General features: G+C 73.9%; 16 protein-coding genes. 3 read left to right on the top strand and 13 right to left on the bottom strand.

Annotated features, from left to right (window positions below; all coding sequences use genetic code 11):
- Positions 1-31: 31 nt before the first annotated feature.
- From MTP13_RS12470 to pdxR, 3 genes are all read right to left on the bottom strand, one after another.
- Positions 32-2,488: a choice-of-anchor A family protein gene (locus MTP13_RS12470; RefSeq protein ID WP_243568067.1), complete on the bottom strand. Its 2,457-nt coding sequence runs from the start codon at positions 2,486-2,488 to the stop codon at positions 32-34.
- Positions 2,489-2,779: 291 nt separating this feature from the next.
- Positions 2,780-3,364, bottom strand: coding sequence for a YdeI/OmpD-associated family protein (locus MTP13_RS12465; RefSeq protein WP_243568066.1), 585 nt, complete (start codon positions 3,362-3,364; stop codon positions 2,780-2,782).
- 101 nt (positions 3,365-3,465) lie between these two features.
- On the bottom strand, positions 3,466-4,974 hold the full coding sequence (gene pdxR, locus MTP13_RS12460) for a MocR-like pyridoxine biosynthesis transcription factor PdxR (RefSeq protein ID WP_243568065.1): 1,509 nt from the start codon (positions 4,972-4,974) through the stop codon (positions 3,466-3,468).
- 66 nt (positions 4,975-5,040) lie between these two features.
- Between pdxR and MTP13_RS12455 the strand changes: the two genes are divergently transcribed.
- Positions 5,041-5,997: a DMT family transporter gene (locus tag MTP13_RS12455; protein WP_243568064.1), complete on the top strand. Its 957-nt coding sequence runs from the start codon at positions 5,041-5,043 to the stop codon at positions 5,995-5,997.
- Here MTP13_RS12455 and MTP13_RS12450 read toward each other — a convergent pair.
- The gene (locus tag MTP13_RS12450; RefSeq protein ID WP_243568063.1) at positions 5,954-6,841 is read right to left on the bottom strand and encodes an endo alpha-1,4 polygalactosaminidase; all 888 of its coding nucleotides are present in this window, start codon (positions 6,839-6,841) and stop codon (positions 5,954-5,956) included. The two genes, MTP13_RS12455 and MTP13_RS12450, sit on opposite strands and share 44 nt — an antisense overlap.
- Before the next feature lie 264 nt (positions 6,842-7,105).
- On the opposite strand from MTP13_RS12450, the gene MTP13_RS12445 reads away from it, so the two are divergent.
- Together MTP13_RS12445 and MTP13_RS12440 are read left to right on the top strand one after the other, a co-directional pair.
- Positions 7,106-7,942: a BtpA/SgcQ family protein gene (locus tag MTP13_RS12445; protein WP_243568062.1), complete on the top strand. Its 837-nt coding sequence runs from the start codon at positions 7,106-7,108 to the stop codon at positions 7,940-7,942.
- A gap of 121 nt (positions 7,943-8,063) precedes the next feature.
- On the top strand, positions 8,064-8,786 hold the full coding sequence (locus MTP13_RS12440) for a GntR family transcriptional regulator (RefSeq protein WP_243568061.1): 723 nt from the start codon (positions 8,064-8,066) through the stop codon (positions 8,784-8,786).
- 92 nt (positions 8,787-8,878) lie between these two features.
- On the opposite strand, the gene MTP13_RS12435 is transcribed toward MTP13_RS12440, so the two are convergent.
- From MTP13_RS12435 to MTP13_RS12395, 9 genes are all read right to left on the bottom strand, one after another.
- The gene (locus tag MTP13_RS12435; protein ID WP_243568060.1) at positions 8,879-10,216 is read right to left on the bottom strand and encodes an MFS transporter; all 1,338 of its coding nucleotides are present in this window, start codon (positions 10,214-10,216) and stop codon (positions 8,879-8,881) included.
- A 134-nt stretch (positions 10,217-10,350) separates the two neighbouring features.
- A complete protein-coding gene (locus MTP13_RS12430; protein ID WP_243568059.1) occupies positions 10,351-11,322 on the bottom strand; it encodes a nucleoside hydrolase in 972 nt (323 codons plus the stop codon).
- A gap of 109 nt (positions 11,323-11,431) precedes the next feature.
- Complete coding sequence (locus tag MTP13_RS12425; RefSeq protein ID WP_243568058.1) at positions 11,432-12,109, bottom strand: substrate-binding domain-containing protein; 678 nt, start codon at positions 12,107-12,109, stop codon at positions 11,432-11,434.
- Complete coding sequence (locus MTP13_RS12420) at positions 12,106-12,771, bottom strand: class II aldolase/adducin family protein (protein WP_243568057.1); 666 nt, start codon at positions 12,769-12,771, stop codon at positions 12,106-12,108. The genes MTP13_RS12425 and MTP13_RS12420 overlap by 4 nt, the downstream gene beginning before the upstream one ends.
- On the bottom strand, positions 12,768-13,994 hold the full coding sequence (gene otnK / locus MTP13_RS12415; protein WP_243568056.1) for a 3-oxo-tetronate kinase: 1,227 nt from the start codon (positions 13,992-13,994) through the stop codon (positions 12,768-12,770). Before otnK ends, MTP13_RS12420 begins: the two co-directional genes overlap by 4 nt.
- A complete protein-coding gene (locus MTP13_RS12410; protein ID WP_243568055.1) occupies positions 13,991-14,659 on the bottom strand; it encodes a hypothetical protein in 669 nt (222 codons plus the stop codon). Before MTP13_RS12410 ends, otnK begins: the two co-directional genes overlap by 4 nt.
- Positions 14,656-15,462 (bottom strand): hydroxypyruvate isomerase family protein, encoded by an 807-nt coding sequence (locus MTP13_RS12405; protein ID WP_243568054.1) that lies wholly within the window; start codon positions 15,460-15,462, stop codon positions 14,656-14,658. Before MTP13_RS12405 ends, MTP13_RS12410 begins: the two co-directional genes overlap by 4 nt.
- Entirely contained in the window at positions 15,459-16,445 is a 987-nt protein-coding gene (locus tag MTP13_RS12400; RefSeq protein WP_243568053.1) for a phosphoglycerate dehydrogenase, read from the bottom strand. The genes MTP13_RS12405 and MTP13_RS12400 overlap by 4 nt, the downstream gene beginning before the upstream one ends.
- Positions 16,442-17,227, bottom strand: coding sequence for an NAD-dependent epimerase/dehydratase family protein (locus MTP13_RS12395; RefSeq protein WP_243568052.1), 786 nt, complete (start codon positions 17,225-17,227; stop codon positions 16,442-16,444). The genes MTP13_RS12400 and MTP13_RS12395 overlap by 4 nt, the downstream gene beginning before the upstream one ends.
- Between the last annotated feature and the right edge of the window lie 3 nt (positions 17,228-17,230).

The raw sequence follows: 17,230 nt of genomic DNA, 5'->3' as shown, positions 1-17,230 counted from the left end.
CTGGTGAGGGCCACCGGGCGGGGCCTGCCGGTCAGCGGCCCCGCAGTCGTCGCGCACCGGCGACGAGCATCGCCAGGGCCGCGAGCGCGGCTCCGGCCGCGACGAGGCCGGCGGTGCCGGCACCGCCGGTCGCCGGCAGCTCGATCACCGGCGCGGGGGTGTCGTGCGAAGTACTGCACTCCTGCCCGTCGGCGCAGCGCTCGGGCGGTGTCGAGGCCGCGCCCGTCACGACGTTGCGGAGGCGCTCGGCCCACGCGTCGGCGTGCACGGTCACCCGGTACTCGAGCACGGCCGTCGAACCCGCGGCCAACGCGAAGGGCGGGCTGCGCAGGCGGCCGTCCTGCGGGTCGGCCACCGCCACCACCGTCCCGTCGTCGAGCACCAGTCGCGCCGAGCCCGCGACGAAGTCGGCGGCGTGCAACACGTCGCGGAGCTCGTCGACGATCACGGCGTCGGGGACGGCGCCCTCCAGACCGGTAGCGGTCACCGCGTAGCGGATCTGGGTGCCGGGATCGACCTCGGTGCCGGTCGCCGGGTCGGCCTGCTTGTCGAGCGTCCACGCCGCATCGCCCACCGGATGGTCGGTGCAGTCGAGCGCTTCGTCGCAGTCGGGCGCGGGATCGGGCGCGCCCTCGACGATGAGGTTGCGGAGCCGGCTGTCGCCGAGCTCGTCGACCGCGCGGACGACGACGGCGTACGCGACCTGCCGCTCCGCGCCCGGCGGCACCTCGCCGGTGATGCGGAGCAGCTCCCCGTCGAGTCGCGCCTCGAGCGGGTCGTCGGCGACGAGCGAGCCGGGAACCAGCGCCGCGTCGTCGAGCACGTCGGCGAGGACATCGGTGTGCTCGACCTTCGCGGCGGTCGATGCGGCGTCGTTCCGGAACACGAGCCGGTACTCGATTCGCTCGCCCGGGTGCACGACGCTGCCGGGTGCGGGCGAGGCCTGCTTCTCGACGATGACCGACGACGTGGGCAGAGGCGTGTTCGTGAACACGCAGACGACGTCCGTGCCGACAGGGACGACGACGTCGGCATCGAGACCGCTTCCGCTCGCGACGGCGCTGCCGTCCGCGCGGTCGATGCACGACCAGCGTGCGTCGTAGTCGGATTCGCCGCCGGACCGGGTGCTCCGTTCGCTGAGCCGCACTCGTTCGCCGCCGTCGACGGGCACGGGTCCGGCGATCCGATCCTGCCGGCCCGGCGCTGCGCCGGCGGTGGTGGCCGAGGCGAGTTCAGCCCCGGGGGCCGTCACCGCGGCGATCACGAGACGAACCTGGTCGCCCGGCCGGGCGCGCTCCACGAACTCCTTCTCGAGGGTGATCGTGCCCTGCTCAGGCTCGACCGGCGGCTCGGACCGGCAGTCGAACGACGGCCTCCCGACCCACGGCCAGTTGTGCAGCTCGTTGCCCGAGCCGCGCGTCACGAGGTCGCCGCCGAGGTAGAGGCGCCCGTTCGTGCTCGCCGTGAGGTCGGCCGAGGCGGCGGGGGCGAGGATCGAGCCCATGAAGTTGCCGCCGCCGCTCAGACTGAGGTTCGTCGCGTCGGTGAAGTTGTAGAGGATGCGCGACGCCGCCTCCCCGAAAACGGGCGAGTCGTAGACGTCCGCCCGGTCGCCGCGGTAGCCGACCGCGAGCGGGGCGATCGCGACTCCGCCGCTGCCGCGGACGTTGACGACGATCGCCGCCTCGTCGGGGATCGACTCCTCGAAGATGAACGTTGTCGCCCCATCGATGTCGGAGACGTCGAGCTCGAACACCTGCAGGCCGTCGACGCTCGGTGCGGTGCTCTCGAAGCTGATGCCGCTGCCGTCGCGTTCGGCCCGCCCCGTCGGGGCGAGGCTCGCGAGCGAAGCCGACTCCCGGGCCATGGTGCGGTCGAAGGCGGCGAACGGACCGAGCGCCTCCTCGACGCCGAGCTCATCCATGATGTCGCCGCCGTTCGTGACGACGTTGCCTTGGAGGTCGAGAAGGCCGCCGCCCCGCACGGAGCCCCCGTAGCCCGAGTCGTCGTCGACGCCGTGGCCGACGTCGACCGTGGTGCGGCCGGTGACGAGGCCGTCGCCGCCGACCGCGAGCATGACCGACCCGCCGGGCGGGAAGATGCCGGAGCCGAAGCCCACCCGCCCGACGTTGAAGATGCCCGCCTTGTCGAAGCGTGCATCGCCTTTGACGACGAGCAGCCCTTCCGCCTCGGCGGCGTCGCCGGTGACGGTGAGGTCGCCGCCGACGAACACCGACACGTTGGCGTCGGTGAAGGTCGGCACGTGGCCGGGGTTCGGCATCCCGCCGTCGGGCGGACAGCTCTCGGAGCGGTAGCCGACGGGCGGCGAGCTCGTCATTCGCAGGGGGCCCGCGCCGCCGGGGGTCGACATGCCGGCGCGGCCGGTCGGAGCCGTGCCGCCGTCGGCCGCGGCGGGGGCGGCGGCGCCGGTGAGTGCTGCGACGGCCGTGAGCGCCACGGCGAGGGCACGGGAAAGGGGGTGCCGCATCAGCTTCCTTCGGGTCCGGGACCCGGTCGCATCGCTCTCACCCCGCCCCGCTCCGCTCCGACGTGCGAGAGCACGCGGCGGGCGCGGTGAGGCTCGACGAGCGAGGTCGGTCCCGACTGCGGACCGATCCGTCGACGACCGGTGGTCTCGATCACCCGGATCGGTGCGCATCTCCACCTTGGAATCCCAAGTGATCGCAGTCAGGCTAGCATCGCGAGGCATCCTCGCAAAGGCCGATTCATTCGGCCAATCCGCCTGCGACCGGTGGTATTCCGAACCACCCGGAGCGCGCTACTGCGGGTACGGCGTCTCTCCTCGAGCCAGCATGCCGACGAGCTTCTCGAGCCGGTTGCGGCGGCTCGTCTCGCTCGGCGCAGTCGCGATGCGATGCAGCACGGCGAAGCGGTTCGTCGCGTTCAGTCGGGCGAACAGCTCGGCGGCCGCCGGCTCGGCGTCGAGCGCTGCGCGGAGCTCGGGCGACACCTCGGCGGTCTTCGAACCGGCGTAGGCGCGGTCCCAGCGCCCGTCGGCCTTCGCGCGGTCGATCTCGTGCTGCCCGCGGGGGCGCATGCGGCCGGACTCGGTGAGCAGGGCGACGAGTCCGATGTTGCGCTGCGACCAGAGGGAGGCGCGCCGCCTGGGCGTGAAGCGCTGCAGGAAGGTCGCCGCATCGTAGCTGCGCTTCTGCCCGTCGATCCAACCGCTGCAGAGCGCCTCGTCGAGGGCCTCGGCGTAGCTCAGTGAGGTGGGCTGGATCGTGCCCTTCTTCGCGAGCAGCAGCCACACGCCTTCGGACTCGTGCTCGTTGGCGTCGAGCCACGCGCGCCAGGCGGCGGCATCGGCGACGACGAACGGCTCGGGGGTCTCTGCGGGCACGCCCCCACGATAGCGACGACGGCCGACACCCGCTTGTCCCACCGGCGGGCCTGCCCGCCGCCCCATCTGCCCGCCTGCCCAGTGACCGAGCACCGAGGGGGTCACCTTCCGGCATCCATCCGCGCACTCGGCCGACCGGATGTCGCAGAACGACCCCTTCGGTGCGTGAGTGGGGACTGCGCGGGCGCGGTCGCCGGCGCGCCGAGCACCCGGGCGATGGTCGCGATCGCCTGCTCGAAGCGAGCCGGATGCTCCGCCGCGTAGTGCACGATGAGGCCGGGTGGCCCGGGGCGCTGCCGCTGCGCGCTGAGCGGCTGCACGAGCACGCCGAGCTCGCGGGCAGCGGCGGCGACCTCGAGGTCATCGCACTCGTCGGGGAGCTGGAGCAGCAGGTGCAGGCCGGCGGCGACGCCGTGCACGCGGACGCCGGGCAACTGCGCGCGGACGGCGGCCACGGCCGCATCGCGCCGGAGCCGGTGCCGCCCGCGCATCGCCCGGAGGTGCCGTTCGAGGGCCCCCGAGTCCAGCAGCCGAGCCAGCGCGAGCTGCGGCAGCGCGGGCGAGCCGAGCCCGCTCGCCCAGCGCCGCTCGACGATCCGTTCGACCAGTCGCGACGGTGGCACGAGCCAGCCGAGCCGGAGGGCGGGCGCGAGCGTCTTCGAGAGGCTCGAGGTGTACGCGACCCGCTCGGGCGCGAGCGGCTGGAGCGCCCGCACCGGACGGCGATCGTAGCGGTACTCGGCGTCGTAGTCGTCCTCGACGACGAGGCGGTCACGCCGCTCGCTCGCCCACGCCAACAGGTCCCGTCGCCGATCGGGGGCGAGTACGACGCCGCTCGGGTACTGGTGGGCGGGCGTCACCAGGACGGCGTCCGCACCGGACCGCCGGAGCGCCTCGACCACGAGGCCGTTGGCGTCGACGGGCACGGGTTCGACCCGGGGCATCCAGTACTCCAGGATCAGACGATTGCCGGTCGCGCCCGGATCCTCGAGCGCCACCGACTCGTGTCCCTCGCCGAGGAGCGCGTCCGCGAGCAGCGCGAGCGCTCCGGTGACCCCCGAGGTGACGACGATGCCGTCCGCATCGGCGACGACGCCGCGCGAGCGGGCGAGCCACGCGGCGAGCGCCTCGCGGAGCGTCGGCGCGCCGGCCGGGTGCTGATAGCCGAGGGTGCGCCGGGATGCCTCGGCGAGCACCTCGCGCTCCGCGCGCAGCCACGCCGCGCGGGGAAACGCCGCGAGCTCGGGCAGTCCGGCGGCGAGGTCGATCGGCTCCGGTGCAGCGGACCGCGGCGCGCGCGCCGGCCGCACTGCCCCGGCCGTGCCCGGCGACGCGAGCCGCTCACTCGGCACGCTCGGGGCGGCGACCACGGTGCCGACGCCGACGCGGGGCACCACGAGCGCCTCCTCCGCGAGCCGTCGGTAGGCCTCGGCGACGGTGTTCCTGGCGAAGCCGAGCTCACCGGCGAGCACCCGGCTCGCCGGCAGTCTCGCCCCCGCCGGCAGGGCGCCGCGCGCGATGGCCGCGCGCAGCTCGGCGGCGAGCCAGTCCGCCCGACGCCCGCGCGGCACCGCCGTCGAGTCCAGCAGGAGAAATCCGTCGCCCGGCATTGGCCCAATCTATCCACCATTGATCGCCCCTGTCGATGGTCCACTCGACCGGGCAGGCTCGCTCGCATGACCACGACGTCCCCGAATCCCACCGCTCCGACCGGCAGCGCCGCACGAGGCTGGTGGGCGCTCTGGCCGGGCCTCGCCGCGATGGCGCTGCTCGGCAGCAGTGTCGCGGTCATCGACGCGACCCGCTCGCTGCCCGTGTTCGCCGTGCAGTCCGCCCGCTACGCCGTGGCCGTCGTGGCCATCGTGGTGTTCGCGCGGATCTTCCGGGTGCGCCTCGTGCTGCCGCGACTGCGCGATCTGGGCTGGGTGCTCGGCGGGGCGGCGACCGGCCTCGTCGGCTTCAATCTCGCGACGCTCGTCGGCACCGCCCACGCCGAGCCCGCGTTCCTCGGAGCGGCGGTCGGCTGCATCCCCCTCGTGCTCGCACTCGCGGCCCCGCTCGCGGCCGGGCGGCGCCCCGCGCCGAGGCTCATCGTCGGCGCGATCGTCGTGAGCGCCGGGGCGATCGCCGTGACCGGGTGGGGCCGCGCCGATCCGCTGGGGGTGCTGATGGGCCTCGCCCTCGTGGCGGGCGAGGTCGGCCTCACCCTGTTCGGGGCCCGAGCGCTGCCCCGCATGGGCGCCTGGAGCTATTCGGCCGCGACGTGCGCCGTCGCCGCGATCGTGTTCGGCGTGCTCTCCGCGGTCACCGAGCACCCCGAGCCCGCGGTGCTCTCCTCACCGACGGCGCTCGCCGCGATCGCCTACCTCGGCGCGATCGCCACCGCCCTCGCGTTCGTGCTCTGGTTCACGGGGGTCGGCCGGATGGGCGCCGCCGCGGCCGGACTGTGCGCGGGCACCGCCGCCCCGGCGGCGGCGCTCATCGCGGCGGCGCTCGGCGCACCGCTCCCCTCGCCCGGCGCCTGGCTCGGGATGGCGGCCATCGCCCTCGGCCTCGTGATCGGCTTCGCGCCGAGCCGCGGCGAGCGGCTCAGCAGGTCTCGAAGACGTACGCCGGCTCCCCCGGCACCGTGAGCTGCCGGTCCCGAAGCACCATCGAGCGCGGCGCGTCGGGCGAACGGCAGAGTTCAGCGAACGGCACGGGCAGCTCGTCCGCGTACTCGATGTCGATGACACGGTCGCCGTAGACCGCCGCGTAGGCACCGCACTCCTCGTAGGCGGCGCACTCCTCGGTCACCGCGAAGTCGAAGCCGGCGCGTTCGCGGAGGACCGCGGCATCCTCGGCGGCGTTCTTCTGCCCGGCGGCGAGGCCGAGCGCGTGCGCGGCGGCGACCAGCATCCCGGCGAGCTCGACCGCGCCGTCGAGGGTGAGCGCGCCGTGCGAGCGCGTGTAGCTGTCGAGATTGTCGAACTCGACGGCGTCGTAGCCCGCCTCCGCGCAGCCCGCGATCCACGGCCCGACGAGCGCCGCGATCGCGGCGCGACGCTCCGGCGTCGAGTGGTCGAGCAGCGCCTCGTCGGGCCAGTCGGGATCGAACACGGGGGCGCCGTCGCGCTGCAGCAGGAGCTCGGCGGGCCACTCCTCGAGCTCGCCGGGCTGCGTCTGGAAGCCGTTGACGTAGCAGATCGAGTACCGACCCGCCGCGGGAGGGGCGCTGCGGTCCCGCGCGACCACGCCGACGCCCTCGGCGGGTTCGTACGCCCCGCCGAGCTGATAGTCGGGCACCACTCCCGCCGGCGGCAGGACGACGCCCGGCGCGGTCGATCCGTCAGCGGACGGCGTGGATGCCTCGGCATCCCCCGACCCGCGGCCGCCTCCGCTCGGCGCGCAGGCGACGAGCAGCAGGACCACCCCACCCGCGAGGAGTGCGGTGCCCGGACGACGCCACTGCCACCGCCCTCGCCCCGCTCCCCGCATGTGCCCACCCTAACCTCGGCCCAGGGACGAGCCGAGGGGCGCCCACTCCCCGCACGGCGCACGAGGACTGCTTGACTTCGCCCTCAAATCCAATATTATTTGAAGCAACGGAAGCGGAACGGCCGGTCGACAGGCATTTCCCACTCCGGGCCGCACTCGCGGCCGCGTTCGGCGCCCCTCGTGGCGATCGCACGAACCCCGTCGACGCAGCGTCGCCCGACCGAGCTCGGCCGCGCCCGCGTCCCATCCCCTAGGAGCCCTCCCATGAGCTACCCCTACCTCGACCGCTTCAACGGCGTGTTCGGCGGCAAGGCCCCCGTCATCGGCATGGTGCACATGTACGCCCTGCCCGGTGCCCCCGCCTTCTCGGGCGACCTGAACGACGTCATCGACCGCGCGGTGCAGGACGCGAACACGCTCGCCGAGGGCGGCGTGGACGCGCTCCTCGTCGAGAACTTCCACGACTATCCCTTCTACCCCGTCACCATCGAGCCGGAGACCGTCGCGGCGGCCGCCGTGGTCGCCCGCGAGGTGCGTCGCCAGACGGATCTGCCGATCGGCATCAACATCCTCCGCAACTCGTGGAAGGCTTCCCTCGGCATCGCCGCGGCGGTCGACGCGCAGTTCATCCGTCTGAACATCCTCACCGACGCCTCGGTCACCGACCAGGGCATCATCAACAGCGAGGCGCACCTCGTCGCCCGCTACAAGAAGCACATCGGCGGCGAGCACATCCTCACGCTCGCGGACCTCCTGACCAAGCACGCGCGTCCGCTCGTCGAGCGCCCCGTGCCGGTCATCGCGGCCGACATGCTGCACCGCGGCGGCGCCGACGCCATCATCCTGGCCGGCGACGACACGAGCATGCCGCCGAGCCTCGACCGCCTGCGCCAGATCAAGGACGCCATCGCGGACGCGCCGATCATCCTCGGCTCCGGCATGACGGCGAAGCACGCCGCCACCTACGCCGAGGTCGCCGACGGCGCCGTGTTCGGCTACGGCTCGAAGCCGAACACCGACATGGACCTGCCGGCGAGCGGCGAGATGACCCGCGAGTTCGTGCAGCTCTGGCGTTCGGGTCAGGTCAAGAAGGCGGCCTGAGCCCTCCAGCTCCCGCCCGCACCATCTCGGGGCCCGCGCCGCTACGGCGCGGGCCCCGAGCCGTGCGCCGGCGACGCGATAGGTTCGAGCAGGCACGACCGACCACCCCTGAGGAGCCCGAGTGAGCGAAGAGCGCGTCCCGCCGTCGCGACGGCGGTCCACCCGCGTGCCGTACGCCGATCGCGCCTACGACGAGCTGCTGCTGCAGATGATCGGCGGGCGGCGGGAGCCCGGCGATCGGCTCAACATCGGCGCGCTCTCCCGCGAGATGGGCCTGTCGGCGACCCCGATCCGCGAGGCGCTCGCCCGCCTGGAACCGACCGGCTTCGTGCTGCGGCACCCGCTCCGGGGGTACGAGGTCGCCCCACTCCTCTCCCCCACCGAGATCGTGCAGCTCATGGACGCCAGGCTGCTCTTCGAGCCGAGCTTCGCGGGCGAGGCGACGACGAAGGCGGACCCGGAGTTCCTGGCCCGGCTGCTCGCGACCATCGAGACGATGGAGCGGGCGGGCGAGCTCGCCGACCCCGAGACGCTGAAGGCGAGCTGGGTCGCCGACGAGTCGTTCCACACGCTGATCAGCGCGCAGACCGGCAACCCGTTCACCCACCGCGCCTTCGCGGCGCTCGGCAGTCAGCTGCAGCGTTTCCGGCTGAGCGGCCGGGCCGGCCGCACGCACGCCCTCGAAGCGGCGGCCGAGCATCGCGGCATCTACGACGCGATCGCGGCCGGCGACGAGGAGCATGCCGCGCGGCTCATGCGGGCGCACATCGAGGAGGCCAGGCGCCGCACGCTCACCGACGAGCGCGCAGCCCCGGCCGACGCGGTGGAGCACCGGGCGCACTGAGCGCGCCCGGCCCTTCGAGACGTCCCCGCACACGAACACGCCGCCGGCCCCCGCGGTTCGCGGAGGACCGACGGCGCGGTCGATTCGGATGCCTAGTCGGCCTGCTTGCCCTTGAAGACGCCGTTCTTGCGCTTCGCGACGAGGTAGAGCACGACGCTGATCGCGCAGAGCGTGGCGACGTAGAACGGGAACACGTTCCCGAGGCCGATGCTCTGCAGATACACGAACAGGTACGAGGCGGTGCCGCCGAAGAGTGCGACGCCGATGCCGTAGCCGAGGCCGACGGCGGTGCCGCGGAACTGCTGCGGGATCATCAGGTTCGCGACGGTGCTGAAGATGGTGAGGTTCAGCAGCAGCACGAGCGAGCCGCCGAGCAGCACGCCGGCGAGCGGGCCGACGCCGTTGCCGGTGTAGAGCAGCACCAGGAAGATCGTCGGGATCGCGAGCAGGCGGCCGAGCACGAACCAGCGGGAGAGGTCCCACTTGTCGAGCACGCGGCTGAGCACGAAGGCGCCGACGGTGAGGATGACGCCGAGCGAGGTGGACACCGCGAAGACGCCCGTGGGGTCCTCGCCGTAGGTGCCGGTCGCGATCGACGGCAGGCCCGAGAGCCAGGTGTAGTTGTACGCCTGGATGGCGCCGACGATGAAGACGACGGCGAGGATGCTGAGCCAGTACTTCCGGACGCCCTTCCAGACCTCGCCGGTCTGCTGACGGGTGGTGACACGGCTGCCCTCGGCGACGCTCGAGGCGGCGGGCAGGGTCTCCGGCAGGGTGCGGCGGAGCCACAGCACGATGAAGCCGAGCAGGCCGCCCAGGATGAACGGCACGCGCCAGCCGTACTCGGCCATGCCCTCGGGACCGATCAGCGAGCTCGTGACGAACGCGGTCAGCGGGGCGAGCATGTTGCCGAGGTTGTTGAACGTCGCCATGAAGCCGGCGACGTAGCCCGGGCGGTCCGGCACGAGCTCGACGCCGTAGGCCGCGCCGAGCGAGCCCTCGATGCCCGTCGAGAAGCCCTGCATGATGCGGCAGAACAGCACGATGACGCCGGCCCAGATGCCGAGCGTCTCGTGCGTCGGCAGGATGCCGATGACGAGGCTCGCCGCCGCGGTGACCGCCACGGCCCCCACCATGACGGGCTTGCGGCCGAGCCGGTCGGCGACCAGGCCGAAGACGACGCCGCCGATCGGGCGGACCACGAAGCCGACCGCGAAGACCGCGAGCGAGTTCAGGGTCGCGGCGACCGCGTTCTCCCCCGGGAAGAAGGCCTGTCCGATGTACACGGACAGGAGCCCGAACATCGCCCAGTCGTACCACTCGAGCGCGTGACCCGCGCTGAGGGCGAACAGCTGCTTGGCGTGCCCGGGCTTCCGGACGGGCGAGGCCTCGGCGCGCGACGCGGGCGCGGGGTCTTGGAGTTTCGACATCGGGGGGAGCTCCTTCGCTCGATGCCACCTTCGCAGAAGCGGGGTGAGGTTGTCGGTAATAAAATAGTATAGCGGTCGCTATAGGATTTGCGCGAGGGGCCGCAGCGGATTTCTCGGCCGCCTCGCGCTGTCGGTCAACGCCAGGGCAGCGGGCGGCGGAGCGTCTCCCCGATGAGCTCCAGCACGCCGTCGAAGTCCATGTCGAAGATCACCCGGTGGATCGGGCGGGTCTCGTCCTTCACCGGGTGGACGCCGGCGAGGAACCGCTCCCCCGTCGCCTCGTCCTCGAAGGTCTGCAGCGGCCGCTGCACGGCACCGGCAACGAGCTCGGGCCGCAGCAGCGTCGCGACCGCAAGGCTGTCGTTGATCCCCATCACGCGCGCCGTGTCCGGACGCCCGTAGGAGCGGGAGTAGAAGCCCGCGTAGTCGTGGCTGATCGCGGTGATCAGCTCGGCCGGCGGCGACTTCGTCTCGGCGGCGAGCTCGAGGAAGAAGTTCTCCGGCACGAGCGCCTGCCGGGTCACGTACGGGCCGCACCAGGTCACGTTGCCCTCGTGGCTCGCGACGATCTCGGCGGCGTCGATGTCGAACGACACGTTCGGGTCGCGCGAGACGCGGAAGCGGCGGTCCGCCCACGGCTCAGTGTCGTGGTAGAGCGCCGGCCCCAACGTGCCGACGATCGTCGTGCTGCGCAGCCGCTCGAGCAGCCGCGGCTCCTGCTGGAGCGCCTTCGCGAGATTCGTCTGCGGACCGAGGGCGAGGTAGTCGATCTCGCCCTCGTGCTCGGCGACGAGGTCGAGCAGGATCGGGATGCCGTTCGGCTCCGCGGGAACGCTCGTCTCGGGGCGCAGCCCGGTGTTGCCGAAGCCGTCGTCGCCGTGCACGCCGGAGGAGAGCTTCAGCTCCTGCTTCAGCGGCACGTCCGAGCCCCGGTAGACGGGCACGTCCTGGCGCCCGCAGGTGTCGAGCACGTACCGCGCGTTGTCGGCGGCGCGGTCGCCGTGGCAGTTGCCGAAGACGCTCAGCACCGCGAGGATCTCGACCTCGGGATCGGCGGCGAGCAGCATCAGCGCGAGGGCGTCGTCCACACCGGTGTCGGTGTCCACCACTACTTTCCTCATGGTCCGTTCCTTCTGTTCTCTCGTTCTCGTTCGACCCGGGGGCCGTGGTCGGATGCCGGCGGGGCCGGCACGGTTCAGGGGGCGCTGGGACGATTCAGGGGGCGCTGAGCCCGACGGCTTCGAAGGCCGTCAGCGCCCGCTCCCCTGCGAGCGACGCGGCGAACGCGCGCGCGGCGTCCGGGGCGCCGGTCCTGGCGCCGATCGCGAAGCGCGCGTAGGACTGCAGCTCGTGCGGGATCGGCTCCACCAGGTGCGGTCCGTCCACGGAGCGCAGCTCGCTGAGCTGCTGGATGGCTAGCTCGGCGCGACCGTCCACCACCGCCTCCGCCGTCAGCCCGGCCGGGAAGCGCACCGCGCGCTCGTCGAGGCGCTCGAGCAGCCCCCGCTCCCGCAGGAGCCCGGCGAAGTGCAGGCCGCTCGCGCCGGAGAGCGAGTAGGCGACCGCGCGGGACTCGAGCAGCCGGTCGAGGAACACCTCGGCCGAGGCATCCACGGGCGACGGCGTCTCGGGCAGGCGCGCGACCCCGATCGCCGAGACGGCGAGCTCGACGACGCTCGCCGGGTCGAGCACGCCCTGCTCGGCGAGCTCGCCCACCGAGCCGGCGACGCCGAGCACGAGGTCGGGGCGCTCGCCCGCGGCGATGCGGTCCAGCAGCACCGTGGTCGGCTCGAAGGTCGCCTCGATGTGCTCGCCCGTCTCCGCCTCGAACGCGGGGATGAGTGATTCGACGAGCGGCTGGCGCACGACGAGGCCGCTGTAGAGGGTGATCATGCGGCGGGGGTCCTTCCCTCGGCGGGCGGCTGGATGGGCGACTGGGCGAGCGCCGCGACCCGCTCCGCGGTGAGCGGAGCGGTGCGGTGCCCAGTGGTGAGGAAGAAGAGCTGCGCGGTGTGCTCCAGCTCCTCGAGTGCGTCGAGCGCGCCGTCGAGGTCGCTGCCGGCGACGACGGGCCCGTGATTGCGCAGCAGCAGGGCGTGGCTCGCGGCGGCGGCCTCCTCGACCGCGGCGGTGCCCGAGGCATCCCCCGGCGCGAGGTACGGCAGCAGGCGCAGCGCGCCGACCCGCATCGCGAAGTAGGCGGTGAGCGGCGGCAGCGGCGCCTCGGGGTCGAGCCCGTCGAGGCACGAGAGCGCGGCGGCGTACGGCGAGTGCGTGTGCACGACGGCGTTCAGCTCCGGGCGGGTGCGCAGCACCGCGAGGTGCAGGAACGCCTCCTTCGTCGGGCGCGGCCCGTCGAGCCGCCGGCCGTCGGCGTCGAGCACCGAGAGCGCCCCCGCCTCGACCTCGCCGAGGCTCACGCCCGTCGGGGTGACCAGGATGTGCTCGCCGTCGCGCACGGCCAGGTTGCCGGTGCGCCCGTGACTGAGGCCGCGCCGATGGATGGCGTGCGCGACCCGCTCGACCGCGAGGGCCGCGGGGCCGGCGCCGCTCACGAGGCGACCCCCGCCCCGGCGACGTCGACGAAGAGCTCGGGCTCGCCGAAGTTCCCGGACTTCAGCACGAGGTGCAGGTCGCGGTGCGGGTCGTGGATCCAGGGCGCGCCGAGCGCGGCCTCCTCGCCGACCACGGCGGTGCCCATGCCGAGCGCGCGGACGACCTCGCCCGACGTCTCTCCGCCGGCGACGAGGATCCGCTGCACGCCGCGCTCCGCGAGCCCGTCGGCGACGAGCCCGGCGGTGCGCTCGTAGAGCTCCCCCGCCTCGGGGAACTCGGCGTCGCGCTCGGCCGCTGGGCTCGAGGAGTAGATCAGGGCGGAGCGGTCGCCCGAGTGCGCGTCCCACCAGGCGAGCGCCGCGGCGGCCAGGGCCTCGGCGGTGTCGCCGCGTTCGGCCCGCAGGCGGTAGCTCGGCGCCCCCGTCTCCCGGAAGCGGTCGATCTGCTCGAGCGTGCGGCGCGAGCAGCTGCCCGCGATGATCGCGGTGCGACCGGCGGGCGGAGCGCTCGCCGGGCGCCCACTCGCGCGCCGCCGCCGGGCGAGCGCACCGATGAGGCCCGCCGAGCCTGCGACGAGCGGCGCGCCATCGATCGCCTCCGCGATCACGTCGAGGTCGTCGTCCTCGCTCGCGTCGGCGACGAGCTGGGCGACGCCGGATGCCTCGGCCGCCGCGACCGCGTCGCGCACCGCCATGGCGCCCGCGCGGACGACGTCGAGCGGCAGCAGGCCGACCTCGCCGGCCACCTGCGGCGCGAGCAGCCTCGGCACCGAGGAGTCCCGCATCGGCGTCACCGGGTGCTCGCGCATGTGCGTCTCGTCGAGCGGCACCCCGCCGACGAAGAGCCGGCCGCCGGTGACGGTGCGCCCGTGCAGCGGTGCCGCCGGGGTTGTCACGACGATGCGCGCGCCGAGTTCGGCGGCGAGCGCTTCGGTGACCGGTCCGATGTTGCCCTCGGGCGTCGAGTCGAAGGTGGAGCAGTACTTGAAGTAGGCGCGCTCGGCCCCGGCCGCGCGCAGGGCGGCGAGGGCCGCGAGGCTCTGCGCGACCGCGTCGGCGACGGGGATCGAGCGGGTCTTCAGCCCGATCACGATCGCGTCGGCCTCCGCCTCGCCCGGCTCGAGCTCCGTCGTGAGCGAGAGCAGCGTGCGCAGGCCGGCTCGGCTGAGCGCCGCCGCCACGTCGGTCGCACCCGTCACGTCGTCGGCGATGACGCCGATCATCGGCCCTGCCCCGCGATCTCCGCTGCGAGCCGGGTCGCCGCGGCCCGCGGCGCGTCGAGCACCGGCACGCCGAAGCGCTCGGCGAGGGCTCCGGCGGCCGGGGCGAGCGAGAACTGGGCGAGCACGACGGCGTCGTAGCCCGGCGCGGCCCCGTCGATCGCGGTGGCGAGCGCCGCCGTGAGCTCCGCTTCCGACTGCGGCTTCGCAGCGGCCGGCACCACGAGCGTGTCGAGCTCGGTCGCGACGTCGGCCGCGTCGAGGGCGGCGGCGAGCCTGGCCGAGCTGTCGGCGGCGGCCGAGTCGAGCGAGGCGACGAGCAGGACCCGGGCGGCGCCGAGCGCCACGACGGCGTCGAAGAGCGGACCGTCGGCGGCGAGCACGGCGACCCCGTCGGCGGCCGGGTCGCGCAGCTCGGCGCGCGCGCCGTACTGCGAGCAGGTGAGCAGCACGCCGTCGGCGCCGCCCTCGATCGCGAGCTCGATGAGCTGGTCCATCCGGGCGGCGAGCGGCGCGGTCACCCCGCCCTGCCCCTGCGCGTCGGCGAGCAGCCGGTCGTCGAGCAGATTCCACACCGTGCCCTCGGGGAACTGCGCGGCGATGGCCGCGGCCGCGGGGGCGATGGCGAGCGGCGTCGCGCTGATGAGCGCGATCCTCGGGTCGGTCATCCGCTGATCCTCTCCGTCCAGCCGAGCCCTTCGACGGTGCCGGCGACCGGCCCGTACTCGAGGGCGATCCAGCCGCGGTACTCGCTCGCGGCGATGTGCGCGAGCACGCGCTCGTAGGCGATCTCCCCCGTACCGGGCTCGCCGCGGCCGGGGTTGTCGGCGATCTGCACGTGCCCGATGCGCGGCACGAGGCGTTCGAAGCGCTCGATCACGTTCCCGCCGTCGACCTGCGCGTGGTAGACGTCGAAGAGCACGCCGACCGTCTGCGGGTCGACGGCCTCGGCGACGGCCGCGGCGGTCTCCATCGTGGCGAGGCCGTACCGGGGCTGGTCGCGCTTGTTGATCGCCTCGAGCACGAGGCGGATCCCGGTGCCGCGGGCCTGCTCGGCCGCCCAGCCGATGCGCGCGACGTAGCCGGCGAAGGCGAGCTGCGGGTCGACGCCCTCGGGGCGGAGGCCGGCCATGACGTGCACGACGGGCGCATCGATCGCGGTCGCGTACTCGAGCGCCTGCAGCACGCCGGCGCGGAACTCCTCCCCCGCGCCGGGCACGAAGCCGGCACCCATGACGGTCGCGGAGCCCGCGGGCCCGGCCGGCGTGTTGATGAGCGCCTGCGCGAGCCCGGCGCCGTCCAGCAGCTCGCGGATCCGCTCGGCCGGCAGCTCGTACGGCGAGGCGTACTCGACGGCGGTGAAGCCCGCGGCGGCGGCCGCGTCGAAGCGCTGCTCGAACGGCAGCTCGGTGAACATCCACTTGAGGTTCGCGGCGAGGCGCACGGGCCCCGAGGCGGTCTCGAGGATCACGCGGGCACCCCCTCGTAGCCGGGGTTCACGACGAAGCGGGGCGCGCCGGCGCCGCCGAGCACGTCGATGACGTTGGCCGCGGCCATCCGCCCGGACTCGCCGCGCGCCTCCCGGGTCGCACCCGCGACGTGGGTGGTCGCGAGGATGCCGGGGGTGCTGAGCAGCGGGCTGTCGGCGGGCAGCGGCTCGGTGGCGAAGACGTCGAGCGCCGCTCCCCCGATGACGCCGTCGCGGACGGCGTCGACGAGGGCGTCCTCGTCGACGATGCCGCCGCGGGCGGTGTTGACGAGCACCGCGTCGCGCTTCATGGTGCGCAGGCGCGCGGCGTCGATGAGGTTGCGGGTGGAGTCGTCGAGGAAGAGGTGCAGGGTGACGAAATCGGACTCGGCGAGCACCTCGTCGAGCTCGGCGCGGCGGATGCCGTTGGCGGCCGCGAACGCTTCGTCGAAGTACGGGTCGTAGGCGAGGACCGACATTCCGAAGCCCGCGGCGATGGTGGCGACGGCCTTGCCGATCGAGCCGAGGCCGAGGATGCCGAGCGTGGCGCCGGCGAGCTCGCGCCCGGTGAGCTGCTGCCAGCTGCCCGCCGCGAGGTTCTGGATGTTCTCGGGCACCCGGCGGGCGACCGCGAGCATGAGGGCGAAGACGTGCTCGGCGACGGCCTGCCGGTTCGCGCCGGCGGTGATGCAGACCGGGATGCCGCGGGCGGTGGCCGCGTCGAGGTCGACGCTGTCGTAGCCGACGCCGGTGCGCACGATGAGCTCGAGGCGCTCCGCCGCGGCGAGATGCTCGGCGGTGAGCGGCAGGGTGCCCGCGATGATCGCACGGACCCCGGCGAGCAGCTCGGCCCGCTCGGCCTCGTCGAGGGCGGCGAGGTCGGGCACGTGCCGGGTGGAGAGCCCGGCCGCGCCGAGCATCAGGTCGACCTCGTCGCCGGGGTGCAGGAAGGCGGTCGTGATGAGGACGTCGGCGGTGGCGGTCACCAGATCCCTCCCTCGTAGTCGGCGGCGGTGAAGGCCCCGCCGTGGAAGGCGGGCACAGGCTTGGCCCGGTCGACGGCGTCGGCGTGCTCGGCCGCGTCGTCCTTCGGCTGGTAGTCGATGGCGGCCCAACCGGCGTCGGCGTTCCACCAGCGCTCCGAGTTCGCGGAGGTGCCGTAGACGACCTGGCAGCCGACTGGCCCGTTCTCGATCGCGCAGCGCACGAGCTCGACGCCGTCGGGCCAGCTCAGCCAGAGCGCGAGCTGGCGGGTGTCCTCGGGCGCGGGGCGGAAGGTGCCGATGCGCAGGAGCACCGATTCGACGCCCCACTTGTCGTGGTAGAGGCTCGCGAGCGCCTCGCCGAAGGCCTTCGAGACGCCGTAGTAGGTGTCGGGTCGGAGCGGGGCCGCCTCGTCGAGCAGCTCCGAGGCGGGGTGGAAGCCGACGATGTGGTTCGAGCTCGCGTAGACGACGCGGCGCACGCCGGCCCGGCGGGCGGCCTCGTACACGTGGTAGGTGCCGTCGATGTTCGCGGCGCGCACCGCCTCGTAGGGCGCTTCGTCGGCGACGCCGCCGAGGTGCACGATCACGTCGACGCCGGCGGCGGCTTCGGTGAGCCGGTCGAGCTCCGCGAGGTCGCCGAGCACGAGCTCCTCGCCCGGGAACAAGTCGCCCTCCGGGGCGCGGCGGGCGAAGAGCACCACCCGCTCGTAGCGGCCGGCGAGGCCCTCGCGGATCACCTGGCCCATGCGGCCGGTACCGCCGGTGTAGAGCACGGTCGTCATCGT

The sequence above is a fragment of the Agromyces soli genome (genome assembly GCF_022811605.1).
GTDB lineage: Bacteria > Actinomycetota > Actinomycetes > Actinomycetales > Microbacteriaceae > Agromyces > Agromyces soli.
The sequence above is the reverse complement of the archived record's forward strand: the minus strand, read 5'-3'. Positions and strand labels throughout refer to the sequence as shown.

Excerpts from the sequence above, each read along its gene's own strand:
- MTP13_RS12470 (WP_243568067.1), bottom strand. The coding sequence starts at position 2,488 with ATGCGGCACCCCCTTTCCCGTGCCCTCGCCGTGGCGCTCACGGCCGTC.
- pdxR (WP_243568065.1), bottom strand. The coding sequence starts at position 4,974 with ATGCCGGGCGACGGATTTCTCCTGCTGGACTCGACGGCGGTGCCGCGC.
- MTP13_RS12455 (WP_243568064.1), top strand. The coding sequence starts at position 5,041 with ATGACCACGACGTCCCCGAATCCCACCGCTCCGACCGGCAGCGCCGCA.
- MTP13_RS12450 (WP_243568063.1), bottom strand. The coding sequence starts at position 6,841 with ATGCGGGGAGCGGGGCGAGGGCGGTGGCAGTGGCGTCGTCCGGGCACC.
- MTP13_RS12445 (WP_243568062.1), top strand. The coding sequence starts at position 7,106 with ATGAGCTACCCCTACCTCGACCGCTTCAACGGCGTGTTCGGCGGCAAG.
- MTP13_RS12435 (WP_243568060.1), bottom strand. The coding sequence starts at position 10,216 with ATGTCGAAACTCCAAGACCCCGCGCCCGCGTCGCGCGCCGAGGCCTCG.
- MTP13_RS12425 (WP_243568058.1), bottom strand. The coding sequence starts at position 12,109 with ATGATCACCCTCTACAGCGGCCTCGTCGTGCGCCAGCCGCTCGTCGAA.
- otnK (WP_243568056.1), bottom strand. The coding sequence starts at position 13,994 with ATGATCGGCGTCATCGCCGACGACGTGACGGGTGCGACCGACGTGGCG.
- MTP13_RS12410 (WP_243568055.1), bottom strand. The coding sequence starts at position 14,659 with ATGACCGACCCGAGGATCGCGCTCATCAGCGCGACGCCGCTCGCCATC.
- MTP13_RS12395 (WP_243568052.1), bottom strand. The coding sequence starts at position 17,227 with ATGACGACCGTGCTCTACACCGGCGGTACCGGCCGCATGGGCCAGGTG.